Annotated in this window: 12 protein-coding genes; 10 read left to right on the top strand and 2 right to left on the bottom strand. The window is 63.5% G+C overall.

Going from position 1 to position 16,559, the window contains the following annotated elements; genetic code table 11:
- Positions 1-17 precede the first annotated feature (17 nt).
- Complete coding sequence (locus tag VEK15_06350; protein HXV60297.1) at positions 18-737, bottom strand: sigma-70 family RNA polymerase sigma factor; 720 nt, start codon at positions 735-737, stop codon at positions 18-20.
- A gap of 101 nt (positions 738-838) precedes the next feature.
- Here VEK15_06350 and hslV point away from each other — a divergent pair, with 101 nt between their 5' ends.
- The 10 genes from hslV to VEK15_06300 all read left to right on the top strand — a co-directional run bounded on the left by hslV (position 839) and on the right by VEK15_06300 (position 16,030).
- A complete protein-coding gene (gene hslV / locus VEK15_06345; protein ID HXV60296.1) occupies positions 839-1,390 on the top strand; it encodes an ATP-dependent protease subunit HslV in 552 nt (183 codons plus the stop codon).
- Between the two features lie 10 nt (positions 1,391-1,400).
- Positions 1,401-2,807 (top strand): ATP-dependent protease ATPase subunit HslU, encoded by a 1,407-nt coding sequence (gene hslU, locus VEK15_06340; GenBank protein HXV60295.1) that lies wholly within the window; start codon positions 1,401-1,403, stop codon positions 2,805-2,807.
- A gap of 1 nt (position 2,808) precedes the next feature.
- Entirely contained in the window at positions 2,809-4,248 is a 1,440-nt protein-coding gene (locus VEK15_06335) for a hypothetical protein (protein ID HXV60294.1), read from the top strand.
- 102 nt (positions 4,249-4,350) lie between these two features.
- Positions 4,351-5,013: a fructose-6-phosphate aldolase gene (gene fsa, locus VEK15_06330; protein ID HXV60293.1), complete on the top strand. Its 663-nt coding sequence runs from the start codon at positions 4,351-4,353 to the stop codon at positions 5,011-5,013.
- 3 nt (positions 5,014-5,016) lie between these two features.
- Positions 5,017-6,567: an acyl-CoA carboxylase subunit beta gene (locus VEK15_06325; GenBank protein ID HXV60292.1), complete on the top strand. Its 1,551-nt coding sequence runs from the start codon at positions 5,017-5,019 to the stop codon at positions 6,565-6,567.
- Positions 6,568-6,627: 60 nt separating this feature from the next.
- The gene (locus tag VEK15_06320) at positions 6,628-8,133 is read left to right on the top strand and encodes an acetyl-CoA carboxylase biotin carboxylase subunit (GenBank protein ID HXV60291.1); all 1,506 of its coding nucleotides are present in this window, start codon (positions 6,628-6,630) and stop codon (positions 8,131-8,133) included.
- Positions 8,134-8,136: 3 nt separating this feature from the next.
- Positions 8,137-8,658, top strand: coding sequence for a biotin/lipoyl-containing protein (locus tag VEK15_06315; GenBank protein HXV60290.1), 522 nt, complete (start codon positions 8,137-8,139; stop codon positions 8,656-8,658).
- Positions 8,659-8,674: 16 nt separating this feature from the next.
- A complete protein-coding gene (locus VEK15_06310) occupies positions 8,675-12,592 on the top strand; it encodes a translocation/assembly module TamB domain-containing protein (GenBank protein HXV60289.1) in 3,918 nt (1,305 codons plus the stop codon).
- Between the two features lie 6 nt (positions 12,593-12,598).
- Complete coding sequence (locus tag VEK15_06305) at positions 12,599-15,388, top strand: POTRA domain-containing protein (GenBank protein HXV60288.1); 2,790 nt, start codon at positions 12,599-12,601, stop codon at positions 15,386-15,388.
- A 24-nt stretch (positions 15,389-15,412) separates the two neighbouring features.
- On the top strand, positions 15,413-16,030 hold the full coding sequence (locus tag VEK15_06300) for a hypothetical protein (GenBank protein ID HXV60287.1): 618 nt from the start codon (positions 15,413-15,415) through the stop codon (positions 16,028-16,030).
- A gap of 42 nt (positions 16,031-16,072) precedes the next feature.
- Here the strand turns inward: VEK15_06300 and VEK15_06295 are convergent.
- The coding region (locus VEK15_06295) for a hypothetical protein (protein HXV60286.1) at positions 16,073-16,559 on the bottom strand (487 nt) is incomplete at its 5' end.

Genomic DNA, 16,559 nt, shown 5'->3' with positions numbered 1-16,559 from the left:
TCCTTGCCCTCATTTCATTAAGACGAAATTCCACCGGCTTCCCCTCCTTCCGAGAGGTGATGTTTCAACACTTCCCGGATGCGGCGAACGCACTTTTCGACACCACTCGCCGAAAGGCGGACCGCCTGGATGCCCGCGATCTCGGAGATGGTCAGCCCCTCGAGAAAGAAGAGGCGGAACACGAGCCGATCGCGAGCGCTGGTCCGGGATTGTCTCGATGTCTCTTCGATGGCCGCTTCCACGCGTCGTCGAAACTCCCGCGCGGCGACCAGACGTTCGGGACCCTCGGCGTCGCAGACGATCGTCTGCGTGTAGGAGAGCCGTTCGCTCTTGTCTTCCGTCGCGACCAGATTGGAGAGGGAGACCGACGCTTTCGGGGTCTTGAGCGTCCTCAGCTTGCGGAAGTGATCCCGCACCAGGTTCACACCAATGGCTGCCAAATAGGTGTAAATCGAGTGCTCGGTTTTTCCTCGAAATCGGGAGAGCGCACGGCGCCGAGACTCCAGCAGCTTGACGAATACCGCCTGGGTGAGGTCTTCCGCAGTCTCTTCGATCGAGCCGGTGTCGAGCTCGGGATGGCGCGCCGCCTCGATCTGGTACGTTCTCAGGATGGCGAGCCGCAACCTCGGCTGGAAGCGCGAAACGAACTCCAGCCAAAGGGGATCGTCGGGCCCCGCATCCAGAAGGCTCTGCAGCAGACTCCGGTTGGAGAGGCGCTTCGCGTCCGTTCGATTCACGATGACGTTTGCTCCAGAGGGATCTCGTCCGGGCAGCCGGAGGGGACTGGCCGGGGCATGATAATGCCACGGGGTATCGTCGCTCAAGGTATACTCCCCCGATGGTCCCCGCACCTTCCCGGGGACGAACCCGTGGCACGACGGTGCTCGCGGTTCGTCGAGACGGACGCACGGCGGTGGCCGCCGACGGGCAGGTCACGCTGGGCGACACGATCATGAAAGAAGGCGCCCGCAAGCTCCGACGCTTGGCCGAAGGGAAGGTGATCGCGGGATTCGCCGGGACCACGGCGGACGCGCAGGCTCTGTTCGCGAAGTTCGAGGCGAAACTCCAGGAGTTTCGGGGCAACCTGGAGCGGGCCGCGGTGGAGCTCGCCAAGGACTGGCGCACCGACCGCGTGCTCCGACGACTCGATGCGCTCCTGGTCGTGGCCGATACCGAGCATGTATTGTTGCTGTCGGGCAACGGCGATTTGATCGAGCCCGACGACGGCATCCTGGCGATTGGCTCGGGTGGACCGTATGCGCTGGCCGCGGCGCGCGCGCTCCATGCCAACACCTCTCTTTCCGCGGGCGAGATCGCCAGGGAAGCGATGCGAATCGCGGCGGGCATCTGTATCTTCACGAACGATCGCATCCTGATCGAGGAGCTTTGAGACGGGAGACATGGTCTTCTATCTTCCCGAAACGACGGACGCCGAAGCGATGCTGGACCAGCTGACGCCGCGTCAGATCGTCAAGGAGCTCGACAAGTACGTCATCGGTCAAAAGGACGCCAAGCGGGCCGTTGCCGTCGCGCTCCGCAACCGAATGCGGCGGCTGAAGCTTCCGCCGGAGCTGGCCGATGAGGTCGCCCCGAAGAACATCATCATGATCGGCCCGACGGGAGTGGGAAAGACCGAGATCGCGCGTCGGCTGGCGCGCCTGTCGAACTCTCCCTTCACGAAGGTGGAAGCCTCGAAGTTCACCGAAGTGGGCTACGTGGGCCGGGACGTCGAGTCGATGATCCGTGATCTCGTGGAGATCGCGGTGGACATGGTTCGCGAGGAGAAACTCTACGGAATCCAGGAGAAGGCCGAGGAGAACGCGGAGGAGCGCCTGCTCGATCTCCTCCTGCCGCCGGTCTCCGCCGTCGAGCCTCCCCCGCCGGAGGGCGTCGAGCAAACCGCTGCGCGTCGTCCGCCGGGCGATTTCAAGGCGACTCGGGAGAAGCTTCGCACGCAGCTGCGGGAAGGCAAGCTCGATCATCGATCCGTCGAGGTGGACGTCCGGGAGCGCGGATTTCCCACGTTCGAGGTCATCTCGTCGAGCGGCATCGAGGAGATGGACATCAATCTCAAAGACATGCTGCCCAGTCTGTTCGGTGGTCGAACGAGAAAGCGCGAGATGAAGGTCCCCGAGGCGTTGGAGTACTTGATTCAGGAAGAGGAGCAAAAGCTCGTCGACATGGACCAGGTCGGCCGCCTCGCGGTAGAGCGTACCGAGCAGGCCGGCATCATCTTCGTCGACGAGCTCGACAAGGTGGCCGGTCGCGAGGGAGGGCATGGCCCCGACGTCTCCCGGGAGGGAGTCCAGAGAGATCTCCTGCCGATCGTCGAGGGTACGTCGGTGACGACGAAGTACGGTACGGTGCGGACCGACCACATCCTGTTCATCGCCGCCGGCGCCTTCCACGTTTCCAAACCCTCGGACCTGATTCCCGAGCTCCAGGGGCGGTTTCCCATTCGTGTGGAGCTCTCTTCACTCGACCACCACGATTTCGTGCGCATTCTGAAGGAGCCGCGGAACGCTCTCTTGAAGCAATACCGCGCCCTGCTGGCAACGGAAGGCATCGAGATCGAGTTCACCAACGACGCCGTCGAGACGATCGCCTCCTACTCGATGATGGTAAACGAGAGGACGGAGAACATTGGGGCGCGCCGGCTCCATACGATCATGGAGCGCGTGCTCGACGACCTGCTGTTCGAAGCGCCCGAGCTCACTCAAAAGAAATGGGTGATCGATGCCGACTACGTCCAGAAGACGTTGGACGAGATTGCGAAAGACGACGACATTTCTCGCTACATCCTGTAGCTTGGCGTTCCTGGTCTCCTGCGGAAAACGGGGGGATCCGCTTCCGCCCCTTCGCCCCGTGCCCGGCATCGCCGAGGCGGTCTCCGTCTCGCAGGAAGGGACGCGGATTCGGCTTCGGTGGACCGCACCCACGAGAAACGACGATGGAACGGTCGAGCAGTTCGATATCGAGAGGGCGATCCTGTTGCGAAGGGAGATCGACCTCGAGGCTCTGGTAGCGGAACAAACGACCCTGGCGGAGCCTCCGCAAGCGCGACCGACGGTTGACCCGGCTGGGGAGGCGACCGACCAACCCCAGCTCGGGCCTTCCTCGCAGCCGACCGAGGCGGCGCCTGCCGAACCGGTTCCCGCGGCCCCGGTACAAGAACCGGTCGAAGTACAACCGGCGGAAGCTCCAGAGGTCGAGCCCCCCGGAGCGGTTCCGCCCGCGCCCCCGGGTCCCAGCCCGCCGCCGCGGCTGGTCATTCCGCCTTTTGCCGCCGGCGCGACCGAGGTCGCAACCATCGAATCCACTCAGCCGGGGGGCGTCGTCACCTATGAAGAGGAGATCGATCCGGCGTGGATCGGCCAGCGGCTCGAATATGCCATGGTCTACGAGAACCGCAAGGGACGCCGCAGCCCCTTCTCGGCCGTGGCCCAGATCGAACCCCGGTCACCGCTCGAACCTCCATCGACGGTCGACGTGAGCTCAGGGGACGGCTTCGTGAAGATCCGGTGGAGCAAAGCTGACTCGATTGACGAGTCCATGGGGTTTGCCGTCTTCCGGCGCGGCGAGCTAGATGCCACCTATCCGGAACGACCGCTGAACGCAACGCCGCTCCGCGAGACCGAGCTCCTGGACGAAAGCGCCCTCTTCGGCACCCCTTGGTGCTACATCGTTCGGACGGTTCTGGCACCCAAGGAGATCCCGGCGGAGACGGCCGGGACCGAAGGGCTCGTACCGGATGACGAGGTCGCTCTTTCGAGCCCCAACGCCAACGTGGATTCGGCGGGGCCAACGGGCTCGACGGCGATTCCGAGCGCCGTCCCCGAGGCGGAGACGGCGACCTCCACGTCGCTCGACGACGTGGTCGTGCCCGTAGTTCCACCACTTGGAAACCCGGTCTCGATCTGGAGCCTGCCGTCGCCGGAGAGCTGTCTTGTGCCCGAAGACCTTTTCGCTCCTGAAGCGCCGGCCGACGTCGTTGCCGTCGTGTCAACCGAAGGCATCTTGCTCACCTGGCGCATCGTGGACGCACGGGATCTCGCCGGGTACAAAGTCTATCGAGCTTCGTCCCCGGACGGACCATTCGAGCTCGTGGGAGAAGCGGTGATGGGCAGCTTCAGCGATACCGAAGCGGAGCGCGGCGGGACGTTCTACTACGCGGTCACCGCGGTGGACGACGCACCGGCTGCCAACGAGAGCCCTCGAAGCCCGCTCGCCGAGGTGACTCGTCCCTGAGAGCCGTGAAACGCGTTATATTAGCCCGAGCGAGCACCCGAGCCTGCGAGCACCCGAGTCGGACTCGGTTCGCGCCGGGTGGCCATACCAAAGGGAGACGAAATGAAGATCTTTCTCGACACCGCCAACGTAGATGAGATCCGTGAGGCGGCCATGCTCGGTCTGGTCGATGGCGTAACCACGAACCCGAGCCTTCTGTCCAAGGAGCGCGACCCGTACCAGGACATCCTGGCACGGATCTGCGAGATCGTCTCTGGACCGGTGTCGGCCGAGGTCGTGGCCAAGGACAAAGAGGGGATGGTGCGCGAAGGACGAGAGCTCTCCAAGATAGCGCCCAACATCATCGTCAAGTGTCCCCTCACGGCGGAGGGGCTAAAGGCGGTGCGAGTGCTCAAGGGTGAGGGCATCCGGTCGAATGTCACGCTCTGTTTCTCGGTGCCTCAGGCGATCTTCGCGGCGAAAGCGGGCGCCTATATCGTCAGCCCGTTCGTCGGTCGGCTGGACGATATCGGGATCGACGGAATGGCGCTCGTGCGCGACGTCAAGCAGGTCTATGCCAATTACGGCTACGAGACGCAAGTCCTGGTGGCGAGTATCCGTAACCCTCTTCACGTGATCGAAGCCGCGCGAGTGGGGGCCGAAATCGCGACGATGCCGGCGAAGGTCTATCAGGCGCTTCTGAAGCATCCGCTGACCGACATCGGGCTCGAGCGATTTCTCGATGACTGGAAGAAGGCCCTGGACGTGGGCGCCCCCGCGGTCTGAGGCATGGCCCCTCGCGACCGCGCTTCGGAGCTCGAGGAGAGAAACCGTCTCGCTCTCCTGGCGGGAGGGAAGGAACGCATCGAGCGCCAGCACGGCGCGGGCAAGCTCACCGCCCGCGAGCGGGTAGAGGCGCTCGTCGACGACGAAAGCTTCGAGGAGCTCGACCGCTTCGTCACCCACCGTGCGCACGACTTCGGGATCGGCGAAACGAGAATCCCGGGAGACGGGGTGCTGACCGGCTACGGCCGCATCGATGGACGGCTCGTCTACCTGTTCGCCCAGGATTTCACGGTCTTCGGGGGATCACTTTCCGAGGCCTACGCCGAGAAGGTCTGCAAGATCATGGACCTCGCCATGCGGCAAGGCGCCCCGATCATCGGGCTCAACGACTCGGGAGGGGCCCGGATCCAGGAAGGCGTCGTGTCGCTCGCGGGCTATGCCGACATCTTTCTCCGCAACACGCTGGCCTCCGGAGTCGTCCCCCAGATCTCCGCGATCATGGGTCCATGTGCCGGGGGCGCCGTCTATTCGCCCGCCATCACCGACTTCACTTTCATGGTGCGGGACACGAGCTTCATGTTCGTAACCGGTCCCGACGTGATCAAAACGGTGACCCACGAGCAAGTCACGATGGAGAAACTGGGAGGCGCTATCACCCACAACGAGGTGTCCGGGGTCGCTCATTTCCTCGCCGACGACGACCGACACTGCCTCGCTCGCATCCGCGAGCTCCTTTCCTACTTGCCGAGCAACAACCTCGAGGAGCCCCCTCGTCGGGAAACGAAGGACCCCTGGGATCGCGAAGACGAGGCACTCGACCGCCTCGTCCCCGAAGAGCCGGAACGTCCCTACGACATGAAGGAGCTCATCCAGTCGGTCGTCGACGACGGGAAGTTTCTGGAAGTGCACGCTTCGTTCGCTCAGAACCTGGTCGTAGGCTTCGCCCGGGTCGACGGCCGGGTCGTCGGGATCGTCGCGAACCAGCCCGCCGTGCTCGCTGGTGTCCTCGACATCGATGCCTCGGTGAAGGGCGCGCGCTTCGTCCGATTCTGTGACGCTTTCTCGATTCCCCTCGTTACGTTCGAAGATGTCCCCGGTTTTCTGCCGGGAACGAACCAGGAGTGGGGAGGCATCATACGTCACGGTGCCAAGCTGCTGTTCGCCTTTGCCGAAGCCACTGTTCCCAAGCTCACCGTCATCACCCGAAAGGCTTACGGCGGAGCCTATTGCGTCATGGCGAGCAAGCACATCCGAACCGATCTCAACTTCGCTTACCCAACGGCCGAGATCGCGGTGATGGGGCCCGAGGCGGCGGTCAACATTCTCTACAAGAAGGAACTGGCTCAGGCCAAAGACGCCGACGCTCTTCGGGGGGAGAGAGTCGCCGGTTTCAGGAAAAAGCTTGCCAATCCTTACGTGGCGGCCGAGCGTGGCTACGTCGATGAGGTGATCGAGCCGCGGAAGACCCGTCGCAAGCTGGCAACGGGTCTTCGGTCCCTCGAGAACAAGCGGGATCGCAACCCGCCAAAGAAACACGGAAACATCCCCCTCTGAGGGCCGTCGAAAGCCTCGCTTCGGGCTCGGCGGCGCCCGGACGCTCGCGGAGGTAACAGAATGTTCGACAAGGTCCTCATCGCCAATCGCGGAGAGATTGCGGTGCGCATCGCACGTGCCTGCCGCGAGCTGTCGATTAGAAGCGTGGCGGTTTGCTCGGAGGCCGACCGCGACGGCCTCCACGCTCGACTCGCGGACGAGCTCGTGCCCATCGGGCCGGCTCCCTCCTCCCAGAGCTATCTCGTCATCGATAAGATTCTCGACGCGGCCAGGCGAACTCATGCGCGGGCGATCCATCCCGGCTATGGCTTCCTCGCCGAGAACGCCGACTTCGCCCGGGCGGTCGAGGCGGCCGGACTCATCTTCATCGGGCCCACGCCCGCGTCACTGTCACTGATGGGAGACAAGGCGCAGGCTCGAGCGGCCGCGATGCGCGCAGGAGTTCCGATCGTGCCCGGCACGGAACCGGTTTCCGACTTGGACACCGCCCTCGCCGAGGCCAAAGGGCTCGGGTTCCCCGTCGTCGTCAAGGCAACCGGAGGAGGCGGAGGAAAAGGAATGCGACGGGTGGACGACGAGCAGCAATTCGCCGCCGCTCTCGAACAGGCACGCTCCGAGGCTCTCGCGAGCTTCGGCAATGACTCCGTCTACCTGGAAAAATACATCGACAAGCCCCGGCACATCGAGTTTCAGATCGTTGCCGATTCCGAAGGCCATGTCGTCCACCTGGGAGAGCGGGAGTGCTCGATTCAGAGGCGGCATCAGAAGCTGATCGAAGAGTCCCCGTCACCTTTCCTTGACGCCGAACTGCGCGATCGGATGGGGAAAGCGGCTGTCTCGCTGGCGCGGAGAGCGGGATACCGCAACGTCGGCACCGTCGAGTTTCTAGTGGACGCCCACCGCAACTTCTATTTCCTCGAGATGAACGCCCGACTCCAGGTCGAGCATCCCGTCACTGAGCTCGTCACCGGAATCGATCTCGTTGCGCTCCAGATGCGGCTCGCAGCGGGGGAGCCGATCGGATTCACTCAGGAGGACGTCGTTTCGCGAGGTTGGGCGATGGAGTTTCGTATCACTGCCGAGGATCCTTTCCAGAACTTCGTCCCTTCGGCCGGCACAATCGACCTCCTGCGCCCCCCCGAGGGCCCCGGCATTCGTCACGACAGTGGGGTGGACGTCGGGGCGAAGGTCTCGCCGCACTACGACCCTCTGATTGCCAAGCTGATCGTGTGGGCCGAGGACCGCACCCGGTGCCTGGCGAGAGCGAAGCGGGCCATCAATGAGTATCGAATTTGCGGTGTTCGTACGACCTTGCCGTTCTTCGCCCGCATTCTGGACGATGGACGATTCGCGGCCGGTGAAATGGACGTCGGGTTCGTCGATCGTCACTGGATCTCGGAGATCGCTTCGGCACGAGTCGCCGTGCCACAGGTTGTCGCGGCGGCCCTCGCCGCGGCCGCCGTGAACGCCCACATGGCCCGCAGCCAACCATCCCGTAGCCTCCAATCAGACCGCTCCGCCTGGAAGCTCGTGGGATTGAGAGAGCAGACCGATGGGAGATTTTGAGCCATGAGCGGGGCCATCAAAATCCGGAGCCTCTCGCTCGACACCTCGCATGAGCTTCGCGTCCGGCGTACCGACGGAGGGTATCGCGTCACCTGTGACGATCCGGTACTCGACGTTCTCGTGCTCGAGAGTGGCTCCAAGGTGCTTGCGGTCACGAGCGCAGAGGGTACTTTCGAGACCACCGTGGAGCGCGACGATGACGAGATTCACGTTATTGTGGGACAGGAGCGATTCGTCTTCGGCCCGAACGAGGGCGTGGACGCCGACCGCCACGCCGCTCGGGTGTCCGGCGGTCGCACGGAGCTGAAGGCGCCGATGCCAGGCAAGATTGCCCGGCTCTTCGTCGCCGTGGGTGACTCGGTCAGGGCCGGTCAGGGACTATTGCTGTTCGAAGCCATGAAGATGCAAAACGAGATCCGCGCTCCGAACGACGGGTTCGTCGTGGATCTCTCGGTTGAGGAAGGCCAGACCGTGGAAGCCCGGGAGAAATTGATGGTTCTCGACCGGCCTCCCGCCTCCCAATAGTTAGGTATATTAGCCTATGAAGATCCAGCGTCGGCGTCGCCTGGTACGAATCCTCGGTTGGATCATTGCCGCGGTCGCGTCTGTGATGGCGGCCGTGGTGCTCCTCGGCGCCATCTACTTGGCACTCTTTGACTACCCTGAAATGCTCCGCTCCAGTCTGGAGTCAGAATTGAGACGATTATCAGGAGGTTATGCCCGAGTTGGGTCAATCGACCTAGATCTAACCGGCTACGCCTTCGAGATCCGGGACGTGAACGTGGGCCCCGACGCGGAGAATCCGTGGCTTCATGTCGGTCATGTCCGCGGGAGGCTCCGTCTCGCCGCGATCCTGAGCCAGGAGCTCCATTGGGATGAGCTCTCCATCGATGAGCTTTCGCTTCGATTGGTCGAGACGGACGGCGGTTTGGCCTTGCCGGTGGGACGTGAGCCCTTGGAGCTCGGCTCCCCGAGCCTTTCGTTCGTGGCCGAGACCGTCTCCGTCACGAACGCCGCGATCGTCCTCGACAACGAGAGGGTGCCGTGGCATCTGACGGCGGAGAACGTCAATCTCGATCTCGCGCGAAGGGGGCAGGACCGCTACGAGGGCAGCCTCGTCTACGAGAATGGCCGGCTCGCCATCAAGGACCACGAGCCGCTATCGGCTTCCGTATCCGCCGATTTCGAGATCGTAGCCCGAGAGCTGTTGATGCGCGAAGCGGTGGTGCGTTCGGAATTCGGCGAAGCTCGTCTAACGGGCAAGATTAGTTTTGCCGGCGCCCCGCGGGGACGCTTCGACATCGTGACCCAGGGAGACGTCGGCCGAGCGATCCAAACGATCGTCGGCGTCCGGAGCGGCCCCTCCCTGGCGAGCGGAGACTTCGAGCTCCGGGGGGGCCTTACCATCGAGCCCGAGAACAAGATCCTCCAGGGCACCGTGACCCTGGCTCGAGGCACCGTCGCCGGGCAAAGGGTCTCGGACTGGACGGGGGAGCTGTTCTGGGACCGATCGTTGCTCCAGCTGAGCTATGCCGAAGGAACCCTCGCGGGCGGCCGAGCGAGAGTTCAGCTGCATCAGCCGCTTCCCGTGGCCACGCACGAGGCCTCCGTCGACATCGATCTCGCTGGCGGCTCGCTCGCCCGCTTTCTGGAAGGCCTTCGCGGTCAACCCAGTCCCGTCGATTCGCAGGTCTCGGCAACGGCGAGCCTCGTCTTCGCTCGCCGCGCTCCCGAGCGACTCGGTGGCACCTTCGAGCTCATCGGCCTGGATGCCCCGAGCGGTTCCGGAGAGTCCCTCTCGTTCTCGATCCGGGGGCGGATCACGGAAGGCGACGTCGAGATCGAGCAAGGTCGGCTCGATACCCGCGCGCTCGACGCAACGATTTCTGGACGGTATCCGCGCGAAGGGGCGGCGGAGCTTCTCGTGGACGCATCGTTTTTCGATCTCGCCTCGGCCGAGAGTCTCGGTTGGCAAGTCCGAAACGTTCTACTCGAAGGGAGCGAGGCCAACCCGGTTGGTGCAAGCGGGCGCGGTCGGGCGAGAGGAAAGCTGCAAGGTCGTTTCCCCGACCTGGCCTTCGAGGGAGAGATTGTTGCCGAGGAGCTGCACGTGTCCGACTTGCTGTTGGACTCGATTCGCGGGCAAGCCACGCTATCGGCCGAGCGATTCACGCTCGGTGACTTCGTTGCCCGTAGCGGGAGCGGAACGGCGGAGGGGAATGCTTCGATGTCGCTCGTTCGTCCCGCCGAGCTCGGCGGGCGAGACTTCGACTTCGACGCTTCGCTCACCGAGTGGCCGGTTCCGACGCTTCTCTCCGCACTCGGGATGTCCACGAAGATCGACGGCGCGATGACCGGGGACCTCTCGATCGAAAGGACGGCGACCGGACTGTCGGGGGATGGTTCCATGGTTCTGGAGCACCCGCGCGTGTGGGGGATAGGGTTCGACGGTGCCCGGGGACGCGTTTCTTTTTCGGGAACGCGACTGAGCGCCGAGTCCATCACCCTGAGCCGAGGCGACGCCACGATGCGAGCCGCGGTCGAGGTCGACATCCGACGACGATCGATTGCCGGCCGAATCGAGACCGATCGGTTTCCTCTCGCGGGCATGGAGCTCTTCGGACTCCCGGTGGAGGGCTACGTCGGCTCCGAGGCGAAGATTACCGGCACGCTGGAAAGGCCCGTCGTCACGCTCACTGGCCGCGCACGTTCCCTGACACTGCGGTCCGTGCCCGTCGGTGAGGTTTTCATCAACGGAGAGTTGCGAGATGACAACGCCTTTGTGCGTCTGACGGCCCAGCGCGCGACAACGGAGCTTTCGCTGGACATGCAGGTCGCACTCGCCGGCGACCCGACGTCGACGGGGACGATCCGCTGGCAGGAGGTCGACCTGGCGCCGTGGTTGTTTGGCGGCAACGGGCTGCGGCTGACGTCGTCGGGAGAAGGGCGTTTTCGGGCGATGGGAGCACTCGCGGAGGCGCTCTCCACGGCAGAGCTCGATGCCACGCTCGACGAGCTGAGGGTCGAAGGGGAGGACTTTCGATTCGTTTCGAGCGCGCCGTTCGAAGTCGTCCTGCGAGACCAGAAGGTCGAGATCGCTCGGGTGGATTTGACTCGCGGCACGGCTCGGGTCTCCGTGAGCGGCTCCGCCAACCTCGCGGACAAGAGTGTCGGCCTCGAGGCGGAAGGTACGGTGGGACTCGGCGTGCTGCAGAGCTTCTATCCGAGCTTGCGTGCTAACGGCCGAGTCACTCTCGTGGCCCGCCTGGAAGGCAGTTGGACCCAGCCGTCGGTCACCGGCCATGCCGATCTCGACGGGGCCTCGGTGCGCATCACTGGATTTCCTCAAGCACTGGGGGGACTGAGCGGGCGGCTCGTCTTCGACAACCGTACCGTCCGGATTTCCGAGATGCGTGGCGTCTTCGGCTCGGGCCCCGTGGTCATCGCCGGCACCGCGCTTCTCGAGGGACGATCGATCGGAACGCTCGACCTGCGGTTGGAGGGTACGGCGGTGCGGGTTCGATACCCCGAGGGGCTGGTGGCGACCGCCGATGCCGATCTCCGCCTTCTCGGAAGCTCCGAAGAACGAATCGTCGCCGGGGTGTTGACCCTCAGGGACGCCGTGTGGAGTCGCGAGTACGATCTGGTCGCCGGGATTCTCTCCGACCGGGAAAGCCACGGCACCGGCGTGCTCTTCGGAGAGCTCGCGGGTGAAGACCTCCTTCAGCACCTGCGCTTCGATGTGGAGGTGAAGGCGGACGAAAGCTTGAAGCTTCGCAACTCCGTCGCCAACATCGACGCTTCGGCGGCGCTGTCGTTGAGGGGAACCGTGCACGAGCCAGTCCTTCTCGGCCGCACCGAAGCGACGCGCGGCGAAGTCTATTTTCTCGGCCAACGCTACGACATCACGTCGGGAAGGGTCGACTTCGTGGACCCGGACACCGTCGAGCCCTTCATCGACCTGACCGCCGAGACCCGGGTCCGAAGTTACCGGGTCGAGCTGCGTCTGACCGGCACTCCGGACCGCTTTCAGCCAGAGCTCAGCTCCGATCCGCCACTGCGGACGGTCGAGATACTCCGCCTTCTCGCGGGCGCGAGCGACAGAGACATCGACCTTCAGGGAAACGAGGAGGAGGCCCTAGCGGGAGTCGGCGTGGCCTCGCTCCTGACGGAGCGTCTCAATCAGGAAGTTGGGCGACGTGCCGAGCGGCTGTTCGGTCTCGATCGTTTCTCAATCGATCCATTCCTCGTCGGCCAGTTCACGAATCCCACCGCGCGGGTCAGCGTGGGAAAACGGATCACACCACAGCTTTCCATCAACTATTCCAGCAACTTGAATGCAACGACCGAAGCCATCATCCTCATCGAATACACGCCCGAGGGCCCGATGTCCTGGATCCTCTCTCGAGACGAGGAGGGTGACGTCGGGATCGACGTCAAGTTCCGAAAGAGTTTCTAGACCCTCATGAAGCTCTTCCTGCTGGGCCTCACGATGTTCGGAGGTACCGGCACCCAACCATTCGCCACCGAACGGTACCGCGGAGAACCGATCCAGAGCATTCACTTCATTTACGAAGGCGAGACTTTGCCCGAGGCGAGCCGCGAGCTGGTCGAGCTCGTCGAAGGAGGCTCGTACGAGCCGGAAAAAGTGCGTCGTTCCATCAGACAGCTGTTTGCCCTGGGCGTCTTCAGCGACATCAAGGTGGAGGCCGAGACCGTGCCGGGCGGCGTGAGCGTTACGTTCCGACTGTTCCCGAGGATGAGGATCCAGGCGGTAAAGCTCGAGCTTCCCCCGGTCGTCGCCGATCTCGAAAGCCGGCTGGTCGAGGTAATCCGAGTCCACGCGGGTGATCCGCTCGAGGTCGAGGCGCTCGGCGAGGCCGCCGAAAGAATTCGCACGGCACTGGTGAGGGAGGGTTATCTGTGGGCGTCGGTCGAGCCCGAAGCCGCCTTCCAATCGCCGAGGGCGAACGTCGTCTTTCATGTGTCGCCCGGTACCCGAGCCCGGGTGGGGTCGTTGCAGGTCGAGGGCGTCTCCAGCCACATCGAGGCTGACGTGCGACGCACGATCGGAATGAGCGAAGGGAGCTTCTATTCTCGAAACGAGCTCGACACCCGAGCCGATGGAATCGTGGCCCGCTGGAGGTCTCTCGGCTACTACAGCGCGACGATCGCCGTGACCGAGACCACAGAATCTCCTTCGCGCATCGATTTGGTACTCCTTCCACAATTGGGACCGAGGGTACGGATCGACGTAAGGGGATTCGACTTCTCCGACAAAGAGCTGCGCGAGCTCGTCCCCATACTGGTCGAGAACCGTGTAACCCCGGACCTCGTCGAGGAATCTCGCGGGAACATCGAGCGCAATCTTTTTGGCAGAGGGTTTCGCGATGCCACGGTCACGGTCGAACGAGGCTCTCTTGCGGACGGACGATACACAGTGCTCGATTTCCTCGTCTCGCCCGGCATTCGCTACGAGGTCGCCCGCATCGAGATCGAGGGGCTGCACTCGCTTCCACGCGACGAAGTCCGTTCCCTCATGTTGACGCGGACACGGCGCTTCGTTCGCTCGGCACCGTTTCGTGAGGAGGCCTGGCAGGATGATCTGAAGGAGGTTCGTACCTATCTCAGGCGGCACGGATTTCACCGCGCACGGGTCGAAGGTCGAGAGCGACCCGGCGAGGAGCCGGAGCTGCTCGTGCTCGTCGCCAGCATCGACGAGGGGCCACGGGCGGTCGTCGAATCCGTCGACGTAGAGGGGGCGGTGGAGATCCAGGCTTCCCGAGTTCTCGAGGCAGCTCGAATCACCCCGGGGGACCCCTTCGACGCCACGGCGATCGTCGAAGCTCGCGAGCGGATCGTCGGTCTCTACCGCAACGAGGGCTTCCGTCGCGTCGAGGTCGCCGCGCAAACCGGGATCGACGAAGCGGGGGAACGGGCATCGGTGAGCTTCGGTGTGACCGAGGGAGATCGGGTCCGGGTCGATCGCATCATCGTCTCCGGTCTTCGGGTCACGCGCTACTCGGCGGTCGAAAAGCTGATACGGATCGAAACGGGCGCGCCGCTTTCTTCGTTGGACTTGCTGGAAACCAGGCAGCGGCTCGTGGGCTCGGGACTCTTCCGAAGCGTCAGCATCGATGTGCTACCCGACGATCCGACGACGCATCGAAGCGATGTCCTGATCACGCTCGAGGAGGGTCCTCGGACGAGCTTCGCCTATGGATTCGGCTACGAGGAGCAGCAGCTTGCCCGCGCCGAGATCGAAGTGACCAGGCGGAACCTCTTCGGGCTCGATCGCACGGTAAGCGTGTTCACCCGGGCGAGCTTCCGCGGCGGGCGATTCATCACGACCTACCGCCAACCGGACCTCTTCGGCGTCGAGGTTCCGCTGATCGTGAGCGCGTTCGCCGAAGAGGAGGACAGGAAGAGCTTCGACTACAACCGCGTCGGGGTCGGTATCCAGGTGTCCAAACGCGTTAGTGAGGAGCATACTTACTTCCTCCGTTATCGCTTCGACCGCACTCGCGTCTTCAACCTCGAGGACATCGATCTCATCGATTTACCTCGCGAGTTCCGCAACGTGCGTATCTCCTCTATCTCGCTCGCATCATGGTTCGACCGCCGAGACGATCCGTTGAATCCCCGCTCGGGTCAGTTCCGCATCCTCGACGTCGAATGGTCTTCCGAGCAGCTGGGAACGGAGGCCCCCTACATCAAGGGACTGGGGCAGCAATTCTTCTACTTTGCGCTGCCGAAGACACTGGTCGCCGCCCTGGGGTTTCGTCTGGGAGTCGGACAAACTCTACGCCAGGATCGGGACGCGCTGCTCCCCATCGCCGAACGGTTCTTCGCCGGAGGCGCGACGACGCTTCGCGGATTCGGACTCGACGAGGCGAGCCCCAAGGCGAAGATCACACTCGAGAACGGCGATGTCGTGGAGGGAAGGCCGATCGGGGGCAATGTGCTCAGCCTGTTGAACCTCGAGCTCCGGTTTCCGATTTTCGGCAATTTGCGAGGAGTGGTCTTTTCCGACAATGGAAACGTCTATCGTCGGCTGAAGGTCATCGAGCTCCTTCAATGGAGGTACAACATGGGATTCGGCTTTCGCTACGAGACACCTTTTGGTCCGCTCCGGGTGGACTACGGTTTCAAGCTCGATCGGCGAACCGTACAATCCATCGAGTGTCCCGATATCCGTACGCCCTGCCTCGAGCCGCTCGGGGCCTGGCACATCAGCCTGGGCCATGCGTTCTAACGAGCCACGGCGTTGAGCACTCTAATGGATCGATTCGTCCTCACGCTTTCGTGCCTGTTGGCTCCCGCAGCGGTTCACGCTGAGCTGGTCGACCGGATCGTCGCCATCGTCGACCAGGATGTGATCACGCTCTCGGAAGCCGAGAAGGCGCAGCAGATGGCCGAGCTGAGGGCCCTCCCGCAGACGTCTCTTTCGGAAGTCGTCGATCGACTCATCGAGCAGCGTCTGATAGGGCGGGAGGTGGAGCGCTTCTCCTCCGAGCCCGTCCCCGAAGAACTGGTCGATCGGGCCTTCGCCGAGGTTCGAGACCGATTCTCGTCCGATGAGGAATTTCACGGCGCGGTCTCGGAGCTCGCCCTGTCGACTGACGAGATCAAAGCCGAACTGCGCCTCCAGATCCGCGTGACTCGATATCTCGAGAAACGATTCCGTGCTCTGACCTACGTGAGTGTCGACGAAGTGAATCGATTCTTCGAGGAAGAGCTCTTGCCCGATCTCCCATCGGGAGCGGCGCCCCCCGATCCAAAGGAGCATGCCGAGGCCATCCGCCGCATCCTCGCGGAGCGTAAGTTCAACGAACGCGTAGAGCAGTGGATCGGCGAGCTTACGTCTCGAGCGCGCATCCGCCGATATGTCTGGTGAGCACCTCCTTTTACGGATTGAGCTGAGCTCTTCATCACCGGGCTATGGCTCACCCGCCGCCTCGCGGAGGACCTCTCGGACCGTCTCCAGACCAAAGGTCGTTCCGAGCGGCAGATCCGAGAGACTCGTCATGACCGCGGCGGCGAGGTCGCTCTGGTCGTAGGGCGGGGGAGATTTCAGCTCCCCGCGATTCTTGGCGTCCAGCACTCTCTCCAGAAAGGCGACGTAGGCGTCGGCCTCGTCGGAAAGCTTGTACCCGGCTTCCACGTGCTCGCGAGCGAATCGGCCCATCGCACGCGCCAACGAAGGATTATCGTAGAGCCAGCGGAGCACCGCCGCGATCTGGGAAACCTCCGGTGGGCCGAGGTCGATCCGCACGACGGTATGCTCGGGGAACTCCGCGTACGGTCCGGTGTTGGAGACGAGAACGGGCTTCCCCATGCCCATCGTCCGCATGAGCGTGCCCGATAGCTCACCCGTCGAGGGGAAGCGAAGATTCAAAACGACGTCCGACGCAAGCATGTAGAGA

This window comes from Vicinamibacteria bacterium, assembly GCA_035620555.1.
In the GTDB taxonomy this organism is placed as follows: Bacteria; Acidobacteriota; Vicinamibacteria; order Marinacidobacterales; family SMYC01; genus DASPGQ01.
This window is presented reverse-complemented; position numbering and strand designations above follow the sequence as displayed.

Bases quoted from the DNA above. Each gene is read 5' to 3' on its own strand.
- hslV (HXV60296.1), top strand. From the start codon at position 839: ATGGTCCCCGCACCTTCCCGGGGACGAACCCGTGGCACGACGGTGCTC.
- hslU (HXV60295.1), top strand. From the start codon at position 1,401: ATGGTCTTCTATCTTCCCGAAACGACGGACGCCGAAGCGATGCTGGAC.
- fsa (HXV60293.1), top strand. From the start codon at position 4,351: ATGAAGATCTTTCTCGACACCGCCAACGTAGATGAGATCCGTGAGGCG.
- VEK15_06325 (HXV60292.1), top strand. From the start codon at position 5,017: ATGGCCCCTCGCGACCGCGCTTCGGAGCTCGAGGAGAGAAACCGTCTC.
- VEK15_06320 (HXV60291.1), top strand. From the start codon at position 6,628: ATGTTCGACAAGGTCCTCATCGCCAATCGCGGAGAGATTGCGGTGCGC.
- VEK15_06315 (HXV60290.1), top strand. From the start codon at position 8,137: ATGAGCGGGGCCATCAAAATCCGGAGCCTCTCGCTCGACACCTCGCAT.
- VEK15_06310 (HXV60289.1), top strand. From the start codon at position 8,675: ATGAAGATCCAGCGTCGGCGTCGCCTGGTACGAATCCTCGGTTGGATC.
- VEK15_06305 (HXV60288.1), top strand. From the start codon at position 12,599: ATGAAGCTCTTCCTGCTGGGCCTCACGATGTTCGGAGGTACCGGCACC.
- VEK15_06300 (HXV60287.1), top strand. From the start codon at position 15,413: ATGGATCGATTCGTCCTCACGCTTTCGTGCCTGTTGGCTCCCGCAGCG.